The sequence below is a fragment of the Mucilaginibacter sp. 21P genome (assembly GCF_019331605.1).
GTDB lineage: Bacteria > Bacteroidota > Bacteroidia > Sphingobacteriales > Sphingobacteriaceae > Mucilaginibacter > Mucilaginibacter achroorhodeus.
Genome location: NZ_CP063061.1, coordinates 2,467,440 through 2,490,152 on the forward strand (window position 1 = coordinate 2,467,440; position 22,713 = coordinate 2,490,152).

Genomic DNA, 22,713 nt, shown 5'->3' on the forward strand with positions numbered 1-22,713 from the left:
GGGTACTGTTAGACCATCACAAAATTGAATATAAATGCTAATATGAATCTTACTAGCCATAACTGGCAGTTAATTTGCACTTGCCAAAGAATATAATTTTTAGTTACGATTGCAGCTGGTTCTGAGCCCAGTGTATTGGATAAGGCGCAAATTGATAATAAATGGAGCATCAAGGGCACAATAACACGGTACGCGATCCCCAAGAGGAAATCAACGATTTAAAAAAAGAACTGGAAATCTTAAAAAGTCAGCAAAATCGTTTCAAAACTATATTCGAAACCTCAGACGTTGCTCAAAAGATCATTGATAAAGACCTGAAGATCATGGAAGCGAACCAGGCGATGGCAGACCTGTTGGGCTATAGTTTGCAAGAGCTACTTGGGACTGAGATCATGACTTACACGCATGCTGATTTTAAAGAGCGTTGGCAGCAGTTGCAGGTCGCTTTATGGCATCGTGAGTTACCAAAGTTTCGCCTTGAAGCATGCTTGCTGAAAAAAGATGGGACAGAGGTATGGTGTATAATACATACCATTCTTTTTACCAACGACGGGAAGACGTTTGGCTACACCCTACTTGAAGACATCACCAGCCGAAAACAGTTGGAAAGACATAAGGACCAATTTGTGAGTGTAGTGGCGCATGAATTGCGCACCCCGCTGACGACGATCAAAAGCCAGAGTCAATTGCTGGAACGTGGGCTAGCGAAAGAGTCCGAAAGTAGATTACAGGAGTTGACAACCGGTATTAATAAACATGTCAACCGGCTGACCCGGCTGATCGACAATTTGGTAATGGTTTCAAAAATAGAGAAGGGTTTAACTATATCTGCGGTCGAAAATTATAGTCTGACAAGTTTGATAAAAGATGTCTTAGGAGATTTGCGGCTGACCAACCCTCACCGGGAATTTTCAGAAAAGTTTTCGGGCGACCTCCAAACGAATGGAGATGAGGATAAGATACGTCAGGTATTGTACAATCTGGTCAATAACGCGATCAAGTTCTCATCGGCCGGTACTAATATCGATATTTCCCTTCATCATGAAGAACAACAGGCTGTGATCTGTATACAGGATCACGGAGCTGGCATCCCTAAAGAAGACCATGATCAAATATTCAAACGCTTTTACCAGGTGGAAGGCAATGCAGACAAGCACCTTGCCGGAATGGGACTTGGGTTGTACATTGCTGACGAGATCATACGTCAGCAAGGTGGAAAGTTATGGGTGGATAGTGAAGAGGGCAAAGGTTCCACTTTCTGCTTTACAGTACCATCGTTATCAGCTTAGGCCTAATGCCGGCGTATTTAAGGGCTCGCCTTTAGCAGGCTATACAGAAGAGTTATTTGTCAATTCAAAACAGCTCGACCTACGTGAAGCTTATGCCCTCGTGTTCAACGAGATGTATTAAAAATGTCCGCTTACTACTGCAACAGGCTCTTGTTCTACCATTTCATCCGGAATCTTTTCATCACCTTCTCGTGGTCCCGGACCAACGACAAAGGTCATGCCGTATGCCAGAAGCAATAAAGGTACAGACATCCAAATAATTTGATGAATACCAAAGGATGCTATCATAAGGCCGCCTAATAAAGCACCTAGTGATATGCCTATATTGTAACATGAGGTCAAGAGGCTGTTAACGAACTCTAATGCCGAATGTGGCACGCTTTGGGTGGTGCGTATATTGGGAACCAGGAACCCGCCTGTATGGATCATTCCCCAAAGTGAAATGATAATCACCATCGGTATAAAAAGGCCGCCGAAATAATATGCTAAAATTTGAACGCTGATCAGTGAGATATAAAATGCCCGGCTTGTGAGCATTACATTTTTGGCGATGGCCCTACCGATCAGCCAATTTCCGATGATACCTGTGCTGCCGAATAAAAGCAGCATAACGCTGATTTGCGCGCCGTTCATCTGCGAAATTTTTTCGAGATAGCCTGCAAGGTAGCTGTAGCTTGAAAACATAGCAGCAAGTGTCAGGACAGTGGAAACAAGATTGATCCATAATTTAGGCTCCCGCAGAACATGTGTTTGGCTCTTTGCGCCTTGCTCTTTATTGCCAGGGATTGAAGGAATGAAAAATAGTAAACCCAAAAAGGCGACAGTGCTGATCATACTGGTCAGAATAAAAGATGCCTGCCAGTTATGAAAGAAATCCGCAGCATAAGTAGTTATTGGTACGCCCAATACCGTAGCAATGCTCAATCCGGTCATAACTACAGAAACGGCTTTGGCACCATTCTGTTTAAACGCCACGGCAAGTGATATGTTCCAGAATAGCGGATGGAAAAATGCCGGCAGTATTCTGGCGATCAATAGCACCGTAAAATTAGGTGAGAAAGCCGAAAGCAGGTTTGACAGGATAAAGACGCCCAATACAAGGCATAGCAGAAATTTTCGGTTAATCTTTGTTGTTAAGGCGGTTATAAACGGAGATGATATAGCTACAGTTAGCGCGAAAGCGCTTAGCAGCCATCCGGCTGTTTCAAGTGATACTTTAAACTCCCGACTGATAGTCGGTAGTATTCCAATAACACCGAATTCAGTGGTAATGATGCCAAAAGCACCTAAGGCAAGTATGTATATAGAACGGTTCATCTATTCATGTATTTAAATATGTCGATATATTTGAGATGCAGCATTTTTTTTGCTGGATCGAAAGATCTTAATCTTTAAGTTCGTTTAAGCAGTTAATATAGTCGTCAAGCACCTGCTGGTTGAGCATGTATTTAATGTTGCGGCCTTCTTTTTTCGAAAGCAATAATTCGGCGTCTACCAGTTGTTTCAGGTGATGCGAAACAGAAGGCTGCGCAAGATCAAGCAAGTCATTCACTTCAGCACAATACAGACAGTCCTTCTTCTTTTTAAATTCCTGCAAAATAGCTATCCGGTTGGCATCGCTTAGTGCCCGGGATATTTTCTCTATTTTTTTGATGTCCATATTTTGTTACATCATAAGAATGATGATCTACTTTGACAAAGGTACTGCAACCATTGATATATCGAAATCTATCTATCTATTTGAATTTAAAGTGACAAATTGTTGCTACACTTCATCAAGCATATCGTCAAAAGAGTATTTAAAGCACATCGATCATTAAATGTTACTAAAGTATCTTTAGAGCTGTGTTTCAAACCATTTGGAATCACTACATTTATTGGAACGTTTATTATGAATCATTTACAAAAGATCGCATTAGCTTATTTGTACTCAGTCCCTCTGGCTACAGCGGTTATTGGATTCGGGATCGGGCATGCAGAAGTACCGCTTTACGTAACGCTATGGGCTCTAAATTTCTGCCTGATGTCAATAGCCATTTGGCAGCTTAAAAAAACTCGATCAATAGGTACTGACCTGGGCTGGACAAGCGCTGCCTTGCTTTTAATTATCCCCTGGATGCTGTTTCCACTATTTGCTGGCATGGGCCCGCCACCAGTAAAACTGGCCGATTGGGTGACTACGGGAACTGAGCAACAGGTCAGGTATACCATCCTCATCGCAGGAGGAATTATCGCTTGTATGGGTTTTGCTTTGCTTAGAGTGAAATTACAAGAACGAGGCGAAACGGTATTCTCCACTTTAGGTGTTACAGCTATAGGTATCGCTATTCCTTTATTTATTTTGAACATGATATTTTGGGGCTATTACCTTACTGATGCTTTCAAAATTTTTGTCACAGTACCACAAGGCAAACGGCCAGATTGGTATCCGCCTATCAAAACACTTTTTTATCTTATCTCCGTGATTGAAGTCGTTCTGATATACTTTGCAATAGGCCTTTTTGCAATTGCGTTACAAAAGATGCAAGTATTAAGCTATCGAGCTTGCTGTTGTTACGTAGTAGTTGCGTTAATAGGAATGATTTTGGTCGCATTACCAGCGTCTTCACCTGAGCCCTTCTCGACACTGGGCTATTTAGCAGCTATACCTGCCATTCCATTCGTTATGCCTTACCTGATGGGTATCCGTCTCTTGCTACTTGATAGGAGATTTAATAATGCCCAATGAGCTGAAAGGTGATCTTATACACCATAGATCGGCAATACCTTCCTCCGGAAGTGGAACGCTATGTTTGGTTAGGCTATCTTCCATTGACGAAATGGAAGAACACTTGAACATAATGGCCCCGAGTGTAGCTCTGACCAACTCCGAACAGCTGCGCAAATTGATCTTTAAATAGCTAATTATCAATTGATCAAGTACTCAGGCGGCGGGTTCGGTATTTTTGGAGTTTTGTCAGCATAAAAAGTGTGAGCCATATTCACTGACTTAAGATACACATAAATTTATGTAAATGGATGAAATCCTCTAATCTTATGATAGGTAAGTTGGCAAAGTCAAAATGAAACTGAACCCATCGTTCATAATTACGGGAAATGCTGGTCACTGCCAATATAATATAATCTTTTACATAAGTCCCTACGTTGGCTCGAACCATTAGTCTAGCAGTTAATTTAGTTCAGAAGAGGGAGAGTTCCGAACTATGCCCTTGAGCGTCTGCTATTCAATTCATTACTTAACTTGACTGGTTTAACTCCGCGAATCACGCAGTATATTTATGATATAAATATGCCATTTCAATCTTAATAAGCGAGAATTATTTTGAACGCTGTTAAAATTGTTATTTATTTAATTGGCGGTAGGGTAAAGGAGACCGTCCAATCTAATCATAAATTGTCATGTAAGTTCTTAACCCAGGACTAAAGATTTATTTATTCTAGAGAGTAGAACTGATCCCCAGGCTGGACATAATTCGAACCACTTAATTCTACAACTGAAGACTTTGATTGGAATAAAAATGCCTTAAGAAAAACAAACATCTGTTTAGTCCTTACGTTTTTCAAGATCCGATATTTCTTTCAGATATTTTTCAGGATTCGACTTGGATCGAGCTATCTTGTAGTATCTTAGAGCGTCAGGCCTGTTGCCCTGTTTTGCTAATATTCCACCCATTAGACCATACGAATCAGCATCTTCAGGATATTGTCGGGTCATGGCCATGCAGATTTCTTTAGCTTTATCCAGATTGCCTTTCTGGACAAGAAAATTAGTGAATTGGTAATAGCAACTATAAGGCAGAGCCAGATCAGTATCATAATTCTTCTTGATTTGATCCTTATGTTTGTTGATTGCATCTATAGGATCAGTATTTTGCTTTAACAACACCTCCATCGCCAGACTGTCCGTAAAATGCCAATCTTTAAATAGAAATACCAGTCCGGCAGGGATGCTTTGCAGCGGAGTTGTCATATGGTTGAACCCTGGTAAAAAATCAAACTTCCAGTTTAAGGACTTGTTCGGAAATAGTTTCAATAAGCTATCAGCACTTAATGCGCCTGCTTTAAAACCGCTTTCCTGATAACCGTCGCTGCCTGCCGAAAAATAATATTTCTGCTTAGTAGGAATGCCGCTTTGATTGTTGATCAAGTGTTTTTTTAAGCCGTTCAGTACTTTTCCTTTATAGAAGGTGTAGTCAGCAGGATAGTTTAATGCGCCGCTAATACTAATAACCGACCTGAAGAAAACAGGGTCATTGATCATAGCATTGGTAACAAACTGCCCACCTAATGAGTGCCCGATGAACGTGAAATAGCTGCCTGCATTATACTTCTTTTGAAGAATGTTATATAACTCGGTCTTAAGGAAGTGCTGAAATCTTAAGGCTGTTTCCTCGTTCCTTTCAACGCCTAACTCTTTCACTCTATCGTCCTGAACGACGCCAACAAATATAGCTTCTGGTATATCGTTGGTAAACATAAGTCTGTCAACAGCGGCGGAAGCATAATTGAACAATGTTCTGTCTTGCGCATCAAGCAACAGAATAACCGGGAACTTTGTATTTAATTGGCCGTAGCTTTTTTGCAGTTGTATCAAAACGGTATGATCTTCCTGTTCTGAACTAGAATGCAGTTTGATCTCGATCTTATCATTTAACTTTAATTGCTGTGCGGACGCAAAGAAAATGGCCATAAAAAAAATTATGGTCAGGCTGAGCTTTTTCATTTTAACTTAATTATTGATAGTCTTTCTGGAGAGCAGCAGATAATAAACAAAGAGACCTGCTGAAATAAAAATAGCTTCGATGCCATAGGGAAGCGGATCATTTAACTCATACCGGAAATATTGAAGTACGATCAACCCCAAGCCACCAAAAAAAACCAACAAAGCCCATTTTAACACTTTGCGTCTGGAATCAGCGCTAACCTGGTCGATCAACTTCAGTATCTCTGTGTCCATTAAACCTGATCTTAACAGTTTTGATTTTAGCCTGTAGTCAAGTAAAAAGTTAACGATAAATGCAGCAGCGCTAAATGCACTTGAAAACATGATCGCTACGCTGGTATTACTATCCATAGTGTTTATGTGTTGATATGCCCCGTTAGACAAAGCTTAACCATAAAATGTTGCATAAATTTAATTGCAACATTTAGGGGATATTTCTTGTCTAACAAAGCTCATGTATACGGACAAAGTGCTTATAGATAAAATACTGGCCGGGAACCTTGGTGCATATAAGCAGTTAGTTCAGGAACATGAACGGTTGGTAACGCACATGGTAGCACGTGTTATCGGCAACGATGAAGATATCAAAGATGTTAGCCAAGAAGAATTTATCAAGGTTTATCAAAACCTCAGCAAATTCAATTATCAGGCTAAACTATCTACCTGGATAGCGAAGATTGCGTATAGCAGCTCAATAAATTATATCAAGAAATATAATAACAAAAACGTTGTTCATTTGGATCTGAAAGAAAATGACCTGACCGAGCATGAAACGCCGGAACATATTTTGAATTTAAAAAGCGAAGCAGCTTTTTTGCAATACCTAATCAGTAAATTACCACTGGCTTATCGCACGATTTTAACGCTTTATCACTTGAATGAATTTTCGTATCAGGAGATAGAGGATATAACCGGCATGCCGGAAGGAACAGTAAAAAACTATTTATACCGGGCGAGAAAAATGCTTAAGGTGAGATTACAGCACTACTTAGGAAAAGTAAAATGAAAAAATTAACAGATGAACAAATTCAACGACTTCTGGAAGGCCATGTAATTATTGAACCAGATGATGAGGTGCTAATATATCAAACGGTTTACCGAGAATTGTCGAAATTACCTGATGTCAGTGTTGACAACCTAGCACAGGAGGTAATGGTATCTGTTCAAAATAACGTTGAACGTAAAACTACAATAAAGACTTATTTAGCTGTAGCGGTTAGTTTGACAATTGCTTTTTTATTCTTATTGTCGTATCACTTTCCATGGATAATTTGCTTACATTAAAAATCGTATCTGTTTTGAACAATTTTAAATGGGTTATCGTATTCTTAATTACTATCATCGGTATTTCGAGCGTGAGCGAAAAGCTTAATCCTTTTGCAAAAGATATTAGGTAATATGTGAGATCGACCGGATAGTGGTCAAAGCAGTTGAAGCATTGTTTTTTTGTTTTCAAAACACAACAATGGGAAAATCAACTTGGATAACGCTTACCGTTTTAGCAGCCCTATTTAGTACCTACCTCTTCGCCGGAACAGACGTTATTGGTCTTTCAGGCAAAAATCCATCATCCGACAGCGTCCTCTTACAAACTCATTGCAAGCAAATGGGGGGATTCGAACGTTACACCCCTGATCATATGCGATTCGGTTGTTGGAGTACGGCGCTGGCTCAAATCATCTATGATTATAAGCTTAAATCATTCGGCCGGGTTAGATATACCTCACGCGAAGGTTTTGCAATTGATGAACAGCTGAATAGCAGCGACGATGGTCAAAATTTCTTTTCTAAGCGCTGGAACCAGCTGCTCCAGATAATCGACCCGGTAATTGATCATAAATTCCTTGTTCGACGGCAGAAAAAAAAGTGGCAAGTAAAAATAAAATCATTTGCTTAAAGGCGCAGTTGTGAGGACTGCGCCTTTTTTTATGCTTAAAAAATGCTTAATGCGATGGCTTCCACAGGATAATTGAATTGGTAGAAGACAATCTTATTTTTCTTACAAAATCCGATAGGTTGTGATCCAACTTAATACCACCTACCTTACATTCCTACACGATTCATATCGAAAGGTATGTCCGTTTAATTATAGATCAGATGCTTTTACTATACATTAATCATAGTGTCAAACCAGGGTTAGCCATAAATTTATCGCGCTGATGGATAATTACTATAGCTATTGGTTGTGTTTTGAGTTGCTGTAATTTTCCCTCAATGAAAATGAACATTTACCTCGCAAAACGGCAACATCATTGAAGTGTAGAACACCTAATCTATACTTATGAAATTCAATATTGAAAACAAAGTGGCCGTGATCACCGGAGGAGATTCGGGAATTGGTTACGCTACAGCTGAACTATTGGCAGCAGAGGGCGTTAACATCATCTTAGCTGACAAGGAAAAGGATAGCGTTTCAGAGGCTGCAGAAAAGTTAAAAACTGCATATCCGCATGTGGAAATCCTCGCGCTTGCCTGTGACCAGGACGATAATCAAAATGTTTTAGATCTTGCCGAACAAGTAAAAAGCAGGTTTGGCGGAGCACATATTCTGATTAACTGCGCAGGTGCCAGAGGTGCGGCCGGCGACTTTCTGACTTTAACCGATGAAGACTGGATGCAGACGATCAATACAGATCTGATGGGTGCCGTACGCTTATGCCGGGCTTTTATCCCTCAACTGCAAGCTAATGGTTGGGGAAGAGTGGTACTGATCGCCTCTGAGAATGCCTATCAACCTTATGAAGAAGAAAGTCCTTATAATGCCTGTAAAGCCGGTATTATCAATTTGAGTAAGTGTTTGTCCCGCTCTTATTCCAAAGATGGTTTGCTTTTTAACTGCGTATCACCAGCTTATGTAGAGTCACCAATGACCAATGCAATGATGGATGAACTTGCTGAAAAACGCGGTACAGATCGTGAAGAAGCTGTCAAATGGTTCCTGGCAAACAAGCGTCCGCACATTGCCGTAGGCAGGCGGGGTAAACCCGAGGAGGTAGCAGCTGTAATCGCGTTTCTTTCATCAGACCTTTGCAGCTATGTTAATGGCAGCAATTACCGCGTAGATGGCGGAGCCGTGGAATCAGCGTTTTAAATATGCTGATGACAACAACAGATCAATCTTCACTAAGGTCGGCAAAGCCGGCCCTGGTGTTTTTACACTACTTCGGTGGTGCTGCAAAAAGTTGGCAATGGCTGATCGATGAACTAAGCCATGATCATGATTGCCTGGCTTTAGACCTTCCCGGATTCGGCGGATCAGAACCTTTAGTTGACCTGTCTATTGAAACGATGGCCAAAAATGTGATCGGACAGGTGAAGCGTCAATACCCAGACCGCGCATTCATACTGGTGGGCCATTCCATGGGTGGCAAGATTGCTATGAAGGTTGCCCACCGTCTTAATTTAGATGAAAATTTGCAGCGACTGCTATTGTTAGCACCTTCGCCACCAACCATCGAGCGCATGCCTGATGAAGAGAAAAAGCGTATGCTCATCCATCCTAATGAAAAGCAGGCTCTGGTCACAGTCGATAAAGGAACAATTCAAAAATTATCCGGTGAACGTTTGCAAACGGCAGTTGAAACGCAGCTTGCTGTTGACAACGGGACCTGGCAGTGGTGGCTCAACGAAGGTATGCGTGAGTCGATCGCTGATCACGCAAAGAATATCCATATACCGGTAGATCTCATCGTATCGTCAGATGACCCGGCCATCAAAACGGAAATGACCGAGGAAGAAACCATCCCTAACTTACCGAAGAATTCAAAAGTGATTTGGACCTCTGGCATCGGTCATTTGATGCAACTGGAAAATCCCATCTGGCTGGCTATTACGATCGGGAAATTATTATCACCAGCAATTAATTAAAATTAAAAGCCAACAATGTAGTAGAGAATCCTGTTGCGTTATAACATCAAAAATTATCCAATAAGAAAAACATGTCAGAAACAACAAAGAAAAAACTGGAAAACCCTGCAGGTAAATATCCTGCACCACCGTTTGACAGGCAACCGCAGGAAGTACCTGGCCTTGCATCGAAAATGAAACCGCTGCCAGATCATGGTGAAGAAAGTTATAAAGGGTCGGGAAGATTGGAAGGTCGTAAGGCGCTCATCACCGGTGGTGACTCTGGGATAGGTCGTGCTGCTGCAATTGCCTATGCACGTGAGGGTGCAGATGTCGTAATTAACTACCTTCCGGAAGAACAAAGTGATGCTGATGAAGTAATTGCTTTGATACAGGCAGCCGGACAAAAAGGCGTGGCCATTCCCGGGGATATCACGGATCCGGAATTCTGCAAAGAATTGGTTGCAACCGCTGTGTCGGAACTTGGCGGACTAGATATATTAGTGAATAACGCCGGCAGACAGCAAGCCGTTGATTCTATTTTGGACATCACGGAAGAAGGTTTTGATGCGACCATCAAAACGAACATCTACGCGCCATTCTGGATCACCAAAGCCGCGTTACCTCATTTGCCGGAAGGATCAGCTATTATAGCTACTACCTCTGTTCAAGCCTATGATCCATCAGAGAACCTTTTTGATTACGCCCAAACCAAGGCTGCGAACGTAGCTTACGTTAAGTCATTAGCAAAGCAGCTTGGGCCAAAAGGAATCAGGGTCAATGGCGTTGCACCCGGCCCGGTATGGACACCATTGCAGGTAAGTGGCGGGCAACCTCAGGATGCTATCGAAAAATTCGGCGCAGTGACGCCACTAGGCCGTCCGGGCCAACCTGCAGAGCTGGCTTCAATATTTGTACAATTAGCCGATGCTGACGCAAGTTATGCAACCGGCCAGGTTTATGGTGCAGCAGGTGGCAATGGCCACCCGTAAGCCAATTATTTAATCATCCGTGCCGGGCTGTGTATCAGCCCGGCTTTTTATTAGCCCATCACATTACATGAAACAACCATTCATATCTTCGCTGGCCGTCATAAGTGACAGGCACACCTGTGCGATACTTGATAAAGAAGGTACGATAAGCTGGTACTGCCCCGGTGCCTTTGACCGTGATGCCATTTTTTCTTCATTGGTTGATGAGAAGAAAGGCGGTTACTGGGAGATCAAATCTCAAGAGCGGACTTATGAATCACGTGCATATGAAGATAGAAGCAGCATATTAACTACGCAATTCAAGGTAAAGGACGAAACATTCTCGTTAACAGACTTTATGCCGATCGGCACACCGTTTAAAGGGATTTGCAGGATGATCTCGAAAGCGCCTGCGGATATGACCGGACATATTTACTTGAGAAAAGTATACGGAACGAAGGATATGCATATCAGACAGACGGATTCCCATACCATCTATCTGTCAGATCCGGATCTTTGGGTGCATAGCACGCATGAGCTTTCGGTTGATGGTGATATGATCAAGTATACTATTCCGGCTGGCCAGCATGGCTGGGCTGCCCTGGTCGATACTGACCAAATGGATGATGACATGTTGGAGAATGCGCTATTATCAACGCTTGCAGCCTGGGAAAAAATAAAAGGGCATATTGATTATGAGGGGCCTTTTGAAAATGAGGTCCGTAACTCACTACGCGCTTTGCAGCAAATGGTTTATGAACCGACCGGCGGTATTATCGCCGCACCGACCACCGGCCTGCCGGAAGTAATTGGCGGTGAAAGGAATTATGATTACCGGTACGTGTGGATGCGTGATGCAGCGCTCATCACTTCCTCGTTGGTGGGCTTGCGAACAGACGGAAAGGTTGAGAGAGCTTTCATGTCATTCGTATCAGGCGCAATGCACAAAAATCGGCAATCCCATGTATCCTGTTTTTACGGTATTGACCAGTCCATCAGGAAAGAGGTGAAATATCTTCCGGTAAATGGTTATCAGAACAGTCAACCTGTTATGGCTGGTAATACGGCTGCAGACCAGTTTCAATTAGACGCTGAAGCCAGTATTCTTTTGGCATGTGGCGCCATTTATGCCAAGACCGACGAACGGCCGGAATGGGAAACGGTTGAAGCTATTGCTGACTACATCTGCAAGAATTGGGAACGCAAAGACAACGGCATATGGGAAGAAGAGCAAGTGCAGCATTACACCTCCAGTAAAGCCTTGGCTGCCCGGGCGCTGGAAGTAATGGCACCTTATCAAGACGACAAAGAGGTTGCACAACGATGGCGTCATAATGCTGAATTGATCAGGAATTTCATTGAAGACAATTGCATAACCAGCTACGGTGCTTTTGCTGTTCATGCGGGTTCTGAAGATGTAGATATTTCCTGCGCGTTATTCGCGCCTTTTGGCTTTGTGGATGCCGGTAATGATCATCTCAGAGCGAGCGTAACGGCTATTGAAGAACGTCACAGCGAAGGTGACCTTTACCACCGTCATTTACTGGAATTTGACGCAGCTAAAGAAGGAGTATTCCTGGCCGCCAGTTGTTGGATGGCTCATTATTATACGCTTGCCGGAAGGCTAACGAAAGCTGAAACTATATTGAAAGCGGTGATCAATTGCGCTAATGACCTTGGTTATTTAAGCGAAGAATATGATCTCAAGAATAGGATCATGCTGGGCAACTTCCCGCAAACATTTGTGCATTCTTCCTTTATATGTGCTGTAAATGCATTTAAAAATTTGACAGCTGATCATATATAACTTGTTATAAGACATCATCCATTACGGCTATGCCATGGATGCACCCATCAACCGCACACACACTGACGATGAATAGATTTGTAACATAATATATCGATTGACTAAAACTTCATGCAAATACCTTTGATGCTAAACAGCAATACTGAACTATGACACCTATATCGATACTTACTATCGTCCACGACAGGCTACCTGCGCTGATCAATATGCTACATGGACTTGAGCTATCCACGCATCTACCCGATGAAGTGGTAGTCATATTCATGAATGAGGATATTTCCGAATTGCCGACTACACAATTTCCCGTCAGAACTGCCCGGATCGATCGTCATGGTTTTTTGCCGCTTGCAGAAGCACGGAATCTCGCGGCCGAGCAAGCCAGCTTTGAGCACCTGATATTTTTAGATGTTGATTGTATACCGTCAACTGACCTTGTTGCACAATACCTGCAAACCGCTGCTCTACCGGAAACCTTGTGGACAGGGTTGGTACGATACCTCAGAAAAGGCGCGACGGAAGCTTCTGATTTATTCTCCAGCCTGAACGAAGTGAGTGATGCCGACCCGATCAGGCAGGTGGACGAAGAGATCACCTATGAGCTTTTTTGGTCGCTCAACTTTGGATGCACAAAAACGACATTCAAGCGTATTGGTGGTTTCGATACTGCTTTTACAGGGTACGGCGGAGAGGATACTGATTTTGCCTTTTCTGCCCGTGAAAAGGGCGTTCCCATTCATTGGCTGGATGCGGTCGCTTACCATCAGTATCATCCTAGCTATGCGCCTCCCTTAAATCATCTGGAAGATATCATCAAAAATGCAGCAATCTTCAGATCCAAATGGGGGGTGTGGCCAATGACCGGCTGGCTAAAAAAATTTTTAGACGGCGGTTACATTAATTGGAAGCAAGATCACATAGACTTGAAAGTGCTGCCAACTGCCAAAGAAATCGAAGCGTGTTTGAAAGTCTGATAAATCAGTTGAATAAGGACTTGTATACCGAAAGGATGCCGTCAGCCGCACGCTGTATCGCATCAGGAACGATGATGCCTGTCCAGTTCGGTAAGGATTGAGCGGTTTCAGACAGCAATATCGGCCAATCGGTATGATAAAAAGCTTTTGGTTCAACGACAGTTGCTAGACCAAGTTCCTGTAATAATAAGGCCTTTTCCAATTGTTCATTGAAAGGCCGGTCTTCCGGAATAGCGATAAAGCGCTTATTCAAAGAACCCATTTCCATTACGGTATTGTGCCCTGCATTACCTATAACGATCTTGGCACTGGTCAGTAATTCGAACGGATCCCGCACACGGCCATGAAAAGTTATGTTATCGGGCATACCACTTATCTCAGGTGTTCGTAGACCAATAACCACAAAATGCCAATTTTTACAGCTATACGCGAGGTGTGAGATAAATTGCAGATCAATACTTGTTCCGCCGCTGCCGGTCAGCACGGCAACCGTGAGATCCTGTCCGGGTTTTTCATCCTCCATGAATCCATGATAACGGCTAAATCCGCCGGTATAAATGGTTTTCTCCGTCAGCCATTTCGCTTCACGTCGTTGCATGACGTCGGGATATGGCGCCATTAACGCGCTAGCACTTTGGTAGGCAGCCAGGTGCGCCTGATCGTACCGATCGCCATGCTGCCGCATCACAATGGTAGGTACGCCGCAAAGGCGCGCTAGTAGTGTAACCTCAACAGATACATCCACAATGAGTAACAGCGGGTAATGCGCATTAAAGAATTCCGTGATCATGCCGATACGTTCACGAAGACCAGTTACGTTCAAAGGCGCATAATGAAGTGATCCGACCGGGTTATGCGGCAGGTGATGCTTGTCCCTTTCGGCAGCTGTATCCATTGGTAAATGGATACACTTTACATTTGGAGGCATCAGGGTCATATAGCCCTCCAGATTACTGCCTAAAAAGGTGATGTTGTAATCGGCGAGCGCACGGCAGATGGAAATAGCGCGCATCACATGACCCGAGCCGTGATGATGTACGTAGTAGGCGATATTAACTGACATCGGCCAAATTGGACTTTGACACAACTTTTTCAAAGAGTGCTTCATACGCATCGACCATATGTTCTGCGTCCAATGTGAGTTCGGCTCTTTCCCGGCATTTTTGACGGTCAAGCGAAGCGGCTTTGTCGATGCAAGCTGCAAGTTCATCAGTTCGGTTACTTGTGGTCAGACAGCCGGTTTCTTTGCATAATATAAAAGGCAGCGCGCCGCGTGATATCCCTGCTACCGGCGTTCCACATGCCAGGCTTTCTGCCACCACCAGCCCGAAAGGTTCGTCCCAGCAAGGAGTGATCACACTTACATCAGCATTGCCGATCAATTCGTTGAGTTGATCATGGTTACAGGCGCCAAGTACGTCTACGTTTTCATCGAGTAAGGGCGCGACATACGTGTCATAATAGTTGCGATCAGCTATTGTCCCGGCGATCTTGATCCTGCGTCCAGCTTCTTTGGCAGCCTGAATAGCTAGGTGAGTTCCCTTGTCAGGGTGAATACGACCAAACCAGATTACATAACCGCCGGTCGGCTTGGCGTTGAAGGTCCAGCTCTTTGTATCAACTCCGTTGTGGATCACCTGGCAATCTTTCAAAAATGGCTTCCAGGCATCTGCGTTCGGTCTGGAAACGCTTACATACCTGATCTGCCCTAATTTCTGTTCATGCGCCATCGCCCTTTTGAGTTCGAATATAGGTGGCGTATGCAGTACCGTGACCATGGGCGTACGGATCAAGGAGGCCATAGTGATCGGAACATAGTTCAGACTGTTATTGAATATGATATCGTGTTCTTGACCGTCAATATCCTGCATGGTCTCCAGGTATGCGTGGTGGGTCGAAATAAAGTCCTCGCTCAATTCGTGGGAACGGAACCGGCTAAAGGTTTCCCTGTCATAGTCGGTATCGCTCAAGATGACTTTTACGTTCAGTTCCGGATCAGAAAGTTCACTCGCATATAGGGTGATCTGGTGTCCCCGGGTTTTCAGCCGGTGGCAGATATCATGTGTGAAAGCTTCAAGACCCCCCATGTATGGTTTGCGGATCGGATGTTTAAGATGAGCGATAATGCCTATATTCATGTACCGAGTTTTGCTCATTACAACTGTAATAACGTTTAGATGTTTTACTCATCGCATCGGATGTGTGATAATAAATTCGTTATGAACTTAAAATGATATGAAAATATATTTATTAATAAGAAAGAAAAACATTCATGGTTGGAACTGTTCTTTACCTAAAGTGCATCTGGGACACCATTCATGCATACTTGGTGAATTGATACAATAACAAGCGTGTTGAGCTTGCTACACGCTTATCATGCGCAACTATAATTAAAAATATGACAGCAACAGCAATTGCGGGATTTACGCTTTTCAAAGACTATATAGATCAAATGCAGGAGGTACTCTTACTAAAAAAAATCGATGACCAGCCCTGGATCGTGGATTATGCCCGCAGGTTACAATACTACGGTTATCGTAATGAGTTGGAGAAGCCGTATGCATTGGTGGAATTCCCGGTGCCCATGCCTGATCTGTTACGTCAACTTGCTCAGCGCATACATGACGAAGGCATTCTCCAAAACATGCCGGATCAGGTGATCATCAACGAATACGTGCCGGGAGAGGGGATCAAGCCGCATAAAGACCGTAATTATTTCGAAAACCAAATCTGCGGCGTGAATCTGGGCAGTGATTGCATCATGCGTTTTATAGGTCCGGACTATGAGGTTAATGATATCCTGATACCCAGAAGGTCAGTATATCTAATGCAGGATGATGCGCGATATAAGTTCAGCCATGGCATCGCACCAAGGAAAAAAGATGTGGTAGATGGCGTTGCCACTTTGCGGGAACGACGGGTATCTATTACTTATCGCAAAGTGATCGCTAAGAAGGTCAAGCCGATCGATCCGAATGGCCGGGTAGCAGGGATTTTAGCAGAGCAATTTGGCGTGACCTCCGTTTAGCCCAAAGGATATCGCTTCAAAGAACAATAAAAATGGCGAAATCGGCACCGCTTTTGTCTGCATAAAAATATGAGCTTAACAGACATATTGGATAAGATAGATAGGAGTGCAGCGCTGCATCATGATACTGATAAGCCGTTTAAATTATGGATGCCTAAGCGGGTGGTATTCACAGCCGACGCTATGAAAGAACCGTACGGGCAGCAGATCCATGAAAGGATTACCAGCTATAATTTACCTGTTGAGGTAGCTAAGAATAACCGCGTCACCGGCCTTCGCGGTAAAGACGACAGAGAGACCTACCGGATTGCTAAAAATACGCTGGCCATTGTGAATGCGCCGCCAAGCGCCATGAACTTACGACCCATCCCACCGTCCGCGGATTGGCAATATCATCTCGCCGAAGGTTGCCCGGCGCATTGTCAATATTGTTATCTCGCGGGAAGCCTGCCCGGACCGCCTGCCATACGCGTATTTGCTAACCTTCCACAGATATTGGAGCGCACGAAGCGATATCAACGTCTTGGTCAGCCGGTATCGTACGAAGCCAGTTGTTATACCGATCCGCTAAGTCTGGAACACTTAACTGGCGGACTCTGCGAATCCATCCGTTTTTTTGCTGAACAGCCGTTCACACACTTACGATTCGTTACTAAATTCGACAATGTGGAGCCCTTACTGCAGCTAGCACATAACAGGCAGACCAGGTTCAGGTGCAGTTTGAATGCAGAAGTGGTTGCTAAACGTCTGGAAGGAGGAACCTCCGGGATTACGACGCGTATCCATGCGTTGAGAAAAATGGCTCTTCCCAAAACGCAGGGTGGTGGGGGATATCCGGTCGGCATCGTCCTTGCACCAATTATCCCGATCCCGGAATGGGTGATACATTACAGTGCGTTACTTGATCAGGTATCGGCTGCACTGAATTTTGAGACCGACCTGACCTTTGAATTAATCACTCATCGGTTCACTCCTGGATCCCGAGACACATTGTTGAGCTGGTATCCAAATACAAGCCTGGATTTCAGTGAAGATCTACGCAGTATAAAAAGAAACAAATTCGGCGGGCAGAAATACGTCTTTGTTAAAGAATTGATGAAAGAAATGCGTTTATACTTTGAGGGGGAAATTGCAAGACGATTTCCAAAAGCTAAGATTTTGTACTGGACGTAAAAAGGAAGTAATCGGGACTGATCTGATCTTATGCTACCTCAACGTAAGATGCTGAATATTTATAGCAGCTAACAGACGTAATGCCGACTACCTGATGATCAAAAAGTGCGTATTTATTTTATGATAGACCGTATTGGCCTGGTATGTTTGGATGCATATCATTGAACATCACCGATGATGGTGTTCCTCACCGTTGTATAAAAAATCAGTTATTGTTGATTGTAGCGGCTTGGCAAAGGTATTACTGATAGTCTTTGCGCCTGACCGCGCGGACCTATTTAAGCACTTCGTATAGGTTTTGAAACACAAGCCATTCTACTTACATGCTTAGGCATCACGACCATCATCTAAGGAGAAGTCCGGCAATGGGTAGGTTTGTATTGAACTGGCTGGCGGACCTGATTTCCACTGATTATCTTAGCCCCGACTCAAATCGACCTTTGTAAACACGGATTAGCCTTTCCAGTCTGATTTTACTTATGTTAAAATCACTGATATCAATATTGACCAGGCCACCGGGATGCTGAAAACTGAAAATGAACAAGACGCCCCTTTTGCCGCGATCCACCTTCGTGATTTTATCATTATAGATCAGGTCCCAATTCAAAAAACCGGTCTCCTGGGTCGTGATCCCCTGATCCTCCAATACCAGTTCCGGTTGCTTTTTCAGCATCCGTTTAATATGGATCACCATAGCGTATAACGCAACGATTGCGATAACAGGAGCAATCAGTGTTAAGCTGATGTTACCGTTATTTTTTATCGCCAGATATTCCAGTCCGCAACCCATGACCATAAACAGCAAGCTGAACAGGATATACAAAGATAGCCGCGCTTCACTATAAAAGATTACCGTTACAGAAGGTATAGCAGGGTCATCCTTGAATGTATCGGGAAAGTCGAAGCGGTCCTGTAATTTATGCCATTGCTCCCTTTCTTCGAAAGAATGGATTTGTATTTTATCCATAAATGTGCCGTAAGCCGGACATAGATTGGCCTGTATGGCTGCGATCTTTAATTCGTGAACATTGTCTACGTTGTCGAATGCCCATAATTTCCATCGTGTTGTCCGCTTACTCCACAATCGAAATGGCAGGTAGAAGCCTATAACAAAGCCCATAAAGATGATACCTGCGGCGATCAGCCACTCATTAATCGTAAAAGTAGGACCGTCTTTAACAGCTATAAAAAACAGCGCGATAGAAAATAGAAAGTAAAACAACCCGATAATCATCAGGATGCGTGGAAACAGCAACATTTTTCGCCCTCGAGTGATAGCTTCATCCACGGAAATCAAGCTGGCTTTCTGATACGGACCCATCGGTAATTATACTTTAACCACAATTTGAACAAAACGTTCACCAATTGTTTATATAAAAAAACGAACCGCTTTGAGATGAGTTTTTGATGAGGATAGCATGGAAATTCTTACGGTTGCTAAAGGCCTTCATGGAGAGCTGCAAATTCAATTTCCGGTGATTTGTGAAATTGGTCAAAAAATTATAACAACGGCGCCCCTTGACCTAGACACTGTTGACACAAACCCAGGAACTGGTAAGTGTTTGGCAGGCTACTGCATATGTACCCCGATGTTAAGCATAGTTTATTGTACGAATATATTTTGATAAAAGGACAAACGGTGCTGGATGTAAAATCATTTCTGTTTCTGCGAACGGAAATCATAGCTACCTTGACCATCACTCAGCAAGTACGCTTATCCGTTGCATGCAATGAAAAGAAACGCTCTTTTTAGGGACTATACACTCCTGATTTTGACTGGCATCATGTGTTGGTCCTGTAAGCATGGCCATGTTTCCCGCGATCGTGTTGACAAAAACATACTGTTGGAGTTGGTAAAGCAATTGGCTGACACGAAAGGTAGCCACGCGCCGGAAGCCAGCAGGGCTTTATTACACGACTATGCTGGACGCTATGAGATGGTGATGGTTGACAGTTTATTCAAGCCTGCAGCTTGCAACCTGGTACAGGTACGTATCGTACCGGACAAAGATTTTTCCTATATTGACATACGGTTGCCAACACAGCTGGAAGGACAGCTAACCTATGCAGATTTTGATCACGTTTTTGGTGCGGGGACAGAACCGCCGCGACCAAAGGAGCCGGTCGGTTTTAGTGTCATGTATTCTGCTTCCAAGCGCGCCGATATTCGCGTGGCCGTTAACAGTCATCAGCCGCCAGAAGCCGTCCATCCTGAGATTTATCAAATTTTGATTTTGTAAATGAGAATAACCTTGATGAAGAACCTGATTCCTTTTCTATTGATAGCCTTCATGGGATGCCAATCAAATTCCAAAACAGGTCCCGGCGGTGACAGTATTCCGAAAACGATGGAAGTCCCCTTAAACTTTACCGGATCATTTGATCTGGCAAGGTTACAACTAAAGGAAAATGCGCCAGAACTATTGAAAGCTTATCAGGTAAAACTTGAAGCCGTTACAGATACGGATGCAACCATGCTGGGCCTGGAGCGCATCAAAAGCCGGGCATCGGAAGTGCTGCGGTATGGTGGGGTGAATCTTTCCGGAAGTGACGGTAAAGTCAGCAATTATGCGGTATTCCATTATGAAGAAAATTCAAAAAGACTGGTTTTTTTTCAAGTAATCTTGTATACACGTGTCGAAGCTGCCGCCCTGAGCAAGGAGCTTGAAAAAATGGGAAACCCCGTTTTTGAAAAGAAATGGCCCGATGGATCGCTGACCTTAGATGCTGAAGGGAATGCCGTCCAGCCAAAAGCGGATGAAAAACAGCGTTTCCGCGTTTGGGAAGATAAAGCTACCGGGATCAGCCGCATTTATAATATTGTAGAAAACAGTCACAGCCTGGTTGCAGAGTTGACGGTAATAAAAAGGGCCGACAAAGTCTCAAGAGATTGGATGCAGACGACCGACCTGGACTGGTACAAGAAGGACAATTGATTTTTGTATCGTTTATCTCTTAGTGTTTAGTGTTCAGGGTGGTCAACCGCAGAACTTCCGCCGGAGTCATTTTAGCTTGGGCTATCTGACCTAATTCCTGTCGGATCAGCGTGATTTCGGCACGAGTTTCACGGTCTTTTCCTGTTTCATAAACGTCCTCTTTCAAACGGACGCGGTCTGGACGATCACCGATATAGTATACTGTCTGGTTTACAGTCTGCCGACTCTCGATATTGCGATAGTTGCAAACCGTAACGCGCCTTCCATTATAGCTTGTTTTTTTGGTAAATCGTATACCTTCTTCACTGGCTGCACGCACGGTGATCAGCCGATGATTACGATAGCTGTATGTGACGTTCCAATGGTCGGTCACAGCTGCCTGGCTGCGCCGCGTAACGATCTGGGCAGATCGGATGTGTTCAGTGTTCGAGGGTGCAAAGAGCAGTAAAGGTATCATATCGCCAAGCGGATAATCTCCAATCCCGTCGGATAAGAGTTGGAGTAACCGCATAATCTGGTGTCGCTGAACCAACTGTGCTTTGACTGTTGGGTAAATGTCGGGAAACAGCGCATATCGGTCGCTGCGGTTGACGATCAGCGAGTTCGTCTTGTCATCAAAAGATAACAATAAGCTGTCTTTGCTCAATTGCCCGCTGGTCAATGGATTGATCAGTAATGTCAATCCGAGGGCAGTTGGGTTTGCTTTGAATTCGGTAGCGGAGCTCACCATACCGCTCTCAATCTTGTAAACGTAAATGCGCTCGCCTGTTCTTTTTTGGCAATACAATATCCGGGTTGTATCCTTGTCTGCGGTCCGGGTAATCATTGTAGCGATGTAACCTGCATCGTTTTGTGCCTTTAATTGCGTAAAACAGAAAGAAATCAGCAGGATAAGATAGTATTTTAACTTTCGCATGATCGTAGGAGCTACTAAATTAAGATTTTGTTTAAAGATTTTCGAAAGGTATTGTAAGGGTGAAGCCGACTAATTAACGATACTCGTCATATAGCTGCGATTAATACCCTTGCCGCTTCTTTATGCACTCATCACCCATGGCGCTGACCGTGTTGCGACTTGAAATGAATATGATCATTTGCCTTTTCCGGGAGGGAATCCCAGAAGATGTAAGTGTTAAAGATAAAACGCTAACTTTGCACGTGTCCAATAAGCTATTGAATCACGATCTCCTAATTAATGCCATGGTACAATGATCACTTTGTATGATTTTCATGGAATGAATATGCATGATAAGGCGGCCGCTACGTGGGAAGGCGTCTATCTGGGATATCGCACAGACGATCAATTTACGATTCAACTTTACAGTATCGGCTCGTTCTACGCTGAAATTTTTTATGACAACCTGCAAAACAAAATTGTAAAGATCAGGGGATTCAGATCAACCACCTTGGTAGAGCCTTATCTGGTTAGCATTACTTTAAACGCTTTTGAATGATAAATCTTCACGGAACAGCAATCATCCGAATGCATTTTATGAAGAGCCGGTATAAATGAACGCTGCCGACGCGCGCTGACAATACCAGTTTACCAATGCCCAATAGAGGCGTTAAATGCAAGTCAATCGGATCAAGGAAATTCCGTAATCATCAAAGCGTCCGGTCATCAGGCTGCCGGGAGAGGATTAGCTGCGCTGGGGGTACGGTGGACGAACGTGAGCCGCACGGCATATTTACCACCGCTAAAGACCGGCTAAATGCTGATCGGATTGATGCGATCAGCTGACAGGTAAGCCAGAAATGATCCCTGAGCCATCTTTACTTTTTGCATCCGGATCTGAAGATGTCTGATGCAAGTCAAGCCAATAAAAAAAGCCGCCTGAAGCGGCTTTTTTTATTGGCCGGGAATTTTTGAACGATCCTTGTGATTTCAACGGCCAGATGCAATTAAACAGATTGTATCTCGTGACGTAATTGTTTCAACTTAAAGCCATGCGGCCTATCTGAATAATAT

The 22,713-nt window shown here is 43.6% G+C and carries 23 protein-coding genes; 15 read left to right on the plus strand and 8 right to left on the minus strand.

Features of this window, described 5'->3' with window-relative positions:
• The first annotated feature begins 161 nt into the window (after positions 1-161).
• Positions 162-1,289: an ATP-binding protein gene (locus tag INP83_RS11270; RefSeq protein WP_219124019.1), complete on the plus strand. Its 1,128-nt coding sequence runs from the start codon at positions 162-164 to the stop codon at positions 1,287-1,289.
• Between the two features lie 117 nt (positions 1,290-1,406).
• On the opposite strand, the gene INP83_RS11275 is transcribed toward INP83_RS11270, so the two are convergent.
• Together INP83_RS11275 and INP83_RS11280 are read right to left on the minus strand one after the other, a co-directional pair.
• Positions 1,407-2,606: an MFS transporter gene (locus INP83_RS11275; RefSeq protein WP_219124020.1), complete on the minus strand. Its 1,200-nt coding sequence runs from the start codon at positions 2,604-2,606 to the stop codon at positions 1,407-1,409.
• A 67-nt stretch (positions 2,607-2,673) separates the two neighbouring features.
• The gene (locus INP83_RS11280) at positions 2,674-2,949 is read right to left on the minus strand and encodes a helix-turn-helix transcriptional regulator (RefSeq protein ID WP_219124021.1); all 276 of its coding nucleotides are present in this window, start codon (positions 2,947-2,949) and stop codon (positions 2,674-2,676) included.
• A 102-nt stretch (positions 2,950-3,051) separates the two neighbouring features.
• Here INP83_RS11280 and INP83_RS11285 point away from each other — a divergent pair, with 102 nt between their 5' ends.
• Positions 3,052-4,017 carry a hypothetical protein gene (locus INP83_RS11285; RefSeq protein WP_219124022.1) on the plus strand — a complete coding sequence of 322 codons (966 nt, stop codon included), beginning with the start codon at positions 3,052-3,054 and terminating at the stop codon, positions 4,015-4,017.
• 816 nt (positions 4,018-4,833) lie between these two features.
• Here INP83_RS11285 and INP83_RS11290 read toward each other — a convergent pair.
• Positions 4,834-6,012, minus strand: a complete 1,179-nt coding sequence (locus tag INP83_RS11290; RefSeq protein ID WP_219124024.1) for an alpha/beta hydrolase-fold protein — start codon at positions 6,010-6,012, stop codon at positions 4,834-4,836.
• A gap of 6 nt (positions 6,013-6,018) precedes the next feature.
• The gene (locus INP83_RS11295; protein ID WP_219124025.1) at positions 6,019-6,363 is read right to left on the minus strand and encodes a hypothetical protein; all 345 of its coding nucleotides are present in this window, start codon (positions 6,361-6,363) and stop codon (positions 6,019-6,021) included.
• Positions 6,364-6,466: 103 nt separating this feature from the next.
• On the opposite strand from INP83_RS11295, the gene INP83_RS11300 reads away from it, so the two are divergent.
• The 8 genes from INP83_RS11300 (at position 6,467) to INP83_RS11335 (ending at position 13,607) form a co-directional block, all read left to right on the plus strand.
• On the plus strand, positions 6,467-7,018 hold the full coding sequence (locus INP83_RS11300; RefSeq protein WP_219124027.1) for an RNA polymerase sigma factor: 552 nt from the start codon (positions 6,467-6,469) through the stop codon (positions 7,016-7,018).
• The gene (locus INP83_RS11305) at positions 7,015-7,296 is read left to right on the plus strand and encodes a hypothetical protein (protein WP_219124029.1); all 282 of its coding nucleotides are present in this window, start codon (positions 7,015-7,017) and stop codon (positions 7,294-7,296) included. The genes INP83_RS11300 and INP83_RS11305 overlap by 4 nt, the downstream gene beginning before the upstream one ends.
• Before the next feature lie 181 nt (positions 7,297-7,477).
• Positions 7,478-7,909, plus strand: coding sequence for a hypothetical protein (locus INP83_RS11310; protein ID WP_219124031.1), 432 nt, complete (start codon positions 7,478-7,480; stop codon positions 7,907-7,909).
• 384 nt (positions 7,910-8,293) lie between these two features.
• Positions 8,294-9,103, plus strand: coding sequence for an SDR family NAD(P)-dependent oxidoreductase (locus INP83_RS11315; protein ID WP_219124032.1), 810 nt, complete (start codon positions 8,294-8,296; stop codon positions 9,101-9,103).
• Positions 9,104-9,111: 8 nt separating this feature from the next.
• A complete protein-coding gene (locus INP83_RS11320) occupies positions 9,112-9,879 on the plus strand; it encodes an alpha/beta fold hydrolase (RefSeq protein WP_219124034.1) in 768 nt (255 codons plus the stop codon).
• A gap of 71 nt (positions 9,880-9,950) precedes the next feature.
• A complete protein-coding gene (locus INP83_RS11325) occupies positions 9,951-10,850 on the plus strand; it encodes an SDR family oxidoreductase (protein ID WP_219124035.1) in 900 nt (299 codons plus the stop codon).
• A gap of 67 nt (positions 10,851-10,917) precedes the next feature.
• Entirely contained in the window at positions 10,918-12,636 is a 1,719-nt protein-coding gene (locus INP83_RS11330) for a glycoside hydrolase family 15 protein (protein WP_219124037.1), read from the plus strand.
• A gap of 149 nt (positions 12,637-12,785) precedes the next feature.
• Positions 12,786-13,607 carry a glycosyltransferase family 2 protein gene (locus tag INP83_RS11335; protein WP_219124039.1) on the plus strand — a complete coding sequence of 274 codons (822 nt, stop codon included), beginning with the start codon at positions 12,786-12,788 and terminating at the stop codon, positions 13,605-13,607.
• 4 nt (positions 13,608-13,611) lie between these two features.
• Here INP83_RS11335 and INP83_RS11340 read toward each other — a convergent pair whose 3' ends face one another.
• Positions 13,612-14,670 carry a glycosyltransferase gene (locus INP83_RS11340; RefSeq protein WP_219124041.1) on the minus strand — a complete coding sequence of 353 codons (1,059 nt, stop codon included), beginning with the start codon at positions 14,668-14,670 and terminating at the stop codon, positions 13,612-13,614.
• Complete coding sequence (locus INP83_RS11345) at positions 14,660-15,745, minus strand: glycosyltransferase family 4 protein (RefSeq protein ID WP_219124043.1); 1,086 nt, start codon at positions 15,743-15,745, stop codon at positions 14,660-14,662. The genes INP83_RS11340 and INP83_RS11345 overlap by 11 nt, the downstream gene beginning before the upstream one ends.
• 260 nt (positions 15,746-16,005) lie before the next feature.
• Between INP83_RS11345 and INP83_RS11350 the strand changes: the two genes are divergently transcribed.
• Positions 16,006-16,635, plus strand: a complete 630-nt coding sequence (locus tag INP83_RS11350) for an alpha-ketoglutarate-dependent dioxygenase AlkB (protein WP_219124045.1) — start codon at positions 16,006-16,008, stop codon at positions 16,633-16,635.
• An 87-nt stretch (positions 16,636-16,722) separates the two neighbouring features.
• Positions 16,723-17,808 (plus strand): spore photoproduct lyase family protein, encoded by a 1,086-nt coding sequence (locus INP83_RS11355; RefSeq protein WP_219124047.1) that lies wholly within the window; start codon positions 16,723-16,725, stop codon positions 17,806-17,808.
• Between the two features lie 412 nt (positions 17,809-18,220).
• Here the strand turns inward: INP83_RS11355 and INP83_RS11360 are convergent, their stop codons facing one another.
• Positions 18,221-19,096, minus strand: coding sequence for a hypothetical protein (locus tag INP83_RS11360; protein WP_219124048.1), 876 nt, complete (start codon positions 19,094-19,096; stop codon positions 18,221-18,223).
• A gap of 442 nt (positions 19,097-19,538) precedes the next feature.
• Here INP83_RS11360 and INP83_RS11365 point away from each other — a divergent pair, with 442 nt between their 5' ends.
• Together INP83_RS11365 and INP83_RS11370 are read left to right on the plus strand one after the other, a co-directional pair.
• On the plus strand, positions 19,539-20,048 hold the full coding sequence (locus INP83_RS11365) for a hypothetical protein (RefSeq protein WP_219124050.1): 510 nt from the start codon (positions 19,539-19,541) through the stop codon (positions 20,046-20,048).
• Positions 20,049-20,063: 15 nt separating this feature from the next.
• Positions 20,064-20,744 (plus strand): hypothetical protein, encoded by a 681-nt coding sequence (locus tag INP83_RS11370; RefSeq protein WP_219124052.1) that lies wholly within the window; start codon positions 20,064-20,066, stop codon positions 20,742-20,744.
• 19 nt (positions 20,745-20,763) lie between these two features.
• On the opposite strand, the gene INP83_RS11375 is transcribed toward INP83_RS11370, so the two are convergent.
• Complete coding sequence (locus INP83_RS11375) at positions 20,764-21,660, minus strand: hypothetical protein (RefSeq protein WP_219124054.1); 897 nt, start codon at positions 21,658-21,660, stop codon at positions 20,764-20,766.
• 292 nt (positions 21,661-21,952) lie between these two features.
• Between INP83_RS11375 and INP83_RS11380 the strand changes: the two genes are divergently transcribed.
• Positions 21,953-22,198, plus strand: coding sequence for a hypothetical protein (locus INP83_RS11380; protein ID WP_219124055.1), 246 nt, complete (start codon positions 21,953-21,955; stop codon positions 22,196-22,198).
• The last annotated feature ends 515 nt before the right edge of the window (positions 22,199-22,713 follow it).

Excerpts from the sequence above, each read along its gene's own strand:
- INP83_RS11345 (WP_219124043.1), bottom strand. The coding sequence starts at position 15,745 with ATGAATATAGGCATTATCGCTCATCTTAAACATCCGATCCGCAAACCA.
- INP83_RS11320 (WP_219124034.1), top strand. The coding sequence starts at position 9,112 with ATGACAACAACAGATCAATCTTCACTAAGGTCGGCAAAGCCGGCCCTG.
- INP83_RS11305 (WP_219124029.1), top strand. The coding sequence starts at position 7,015 with ATGAAAAAATTAACAGATGAACAAATTCAACGACTTCTGGAAGGCCAT.
- INP83_RS11290 (WP_219124024.1), bottom strand. The coding sequence starts at position 6,012 with ATGAAAAAGCTCAGCCTGACCATAATTTTTTTTATGGCCATTTTCTTT.
- INP83_RS11325 (WP_219124035.1), top strand. The coding sequence starts at position 9,951 with ATGTCAGAAACAACAAAGAAAAAACTGGAAAACCCTGCAGGTAAATAT.
- INP83_RS11330 (WP_219124037.1), top strand. The coding sequence starts at position 10,918 with ATGAAACAACCATTCATATCTTCGCTGGCCGTCATAAGTGACAGGCAC.
- INP83_RS11315 (WP_219124032.1), top strand. The coding sequence starts at position 8,294 with ATGAAATTCAATATTGAAAACAAAGTGGCCGTGATCACCGGAGGAGAT.
- INP83_RS11370 (WP_219124052.1), top strand. The coding sequence starts at position 20,064 with ATGAAGAACCTGATTCCTTTTCTATTGATAGCCTTCATGGGATGCCAA.
- INP83_RS11295 (WP_219124025.1), bottom strand. The coding sequence starts at position 6,363 with ATGGATAGTAATACCAGCGTAGCGATCATGTTTTCAAGTGCATTTAGC.
- INP83_RS11280 (WP_219124021.1), bottom strand. The coding sequence starts at position 2,949 with ATGGACATCAAAAAAATAGAGAAAATATCCCGGGCACTAAGCGATGCC.
- INP83_RS11275 (WP_219124020.1), bottom strand. The coding sequence starts at position 2,606 with ATGAACCGTTCTATATACATACTTGCCTTAGGTGCTTTTGGCATCATT.
- INP83_RS11270 (WP_219124019.1), top strand. The coding sequence starts at position 162 with ATGGAGCATCAAGGGCACAATAACACGGTACGCGATCCCCAAGAGGAA.
- INP83_RS11350 (WP_219124045.1), top strand. The coding sequence starts at position 16,006 with ATGACAGCAACAGCAATTGCGGGATTTACGCTTTTCAAAGACTATATA.
- INP83_RS11380 (WP_219124055.1), top strand. The coding sequence starts at position 21,953 with ATGATCACTTTGTATGATTTTCATGGAATGAATATGCATGATAAGGCG.
- INP83_RS11335 (WP_219124039.1), top strand. The coding sequence starts at position 12,786 with ATGACACCTATATCGATACTTACTATCGTCCACGACAGGCTACCTGCG.
- INP83_RS11365 (WP_219124050.1), top strand. The coding sequence starts at position 19,539 with ATGAAAAGAAACGCTCTTTTTAGGGACTATACACTCCTGATTTTGACT.
- INP83_RS11340 (WP_219124041.1), bottom strand. The coding sequence starts at position 14,670 with ATGTCAGTTAATATCGCCTACTACGTACATCATCACGGCTCGGGTCAT.
- INP83_RS11310 (WP_219124031.1), top strand. The coding sequence starts at position 7,478 with ATGGGAAAATCAACTTGGATAACGCTTACCGTTTTAGCAGCCCTATTT.
- INP83_RS11300 (WP_219124027.1), top strand. The coding sequence starts at position 6,467 with ATGTATACGGACAAAGTGCTTATAGATAAAATACTGGCCGGGAACCTT.
- INP83_RS11375 (WP_219124054.1), bottom strand. The coding sequence starts at position 21,660 with ATGCGAAAGTTAAAATACTATCTTATCCTGCTGATTTCTTTCTGTTTT.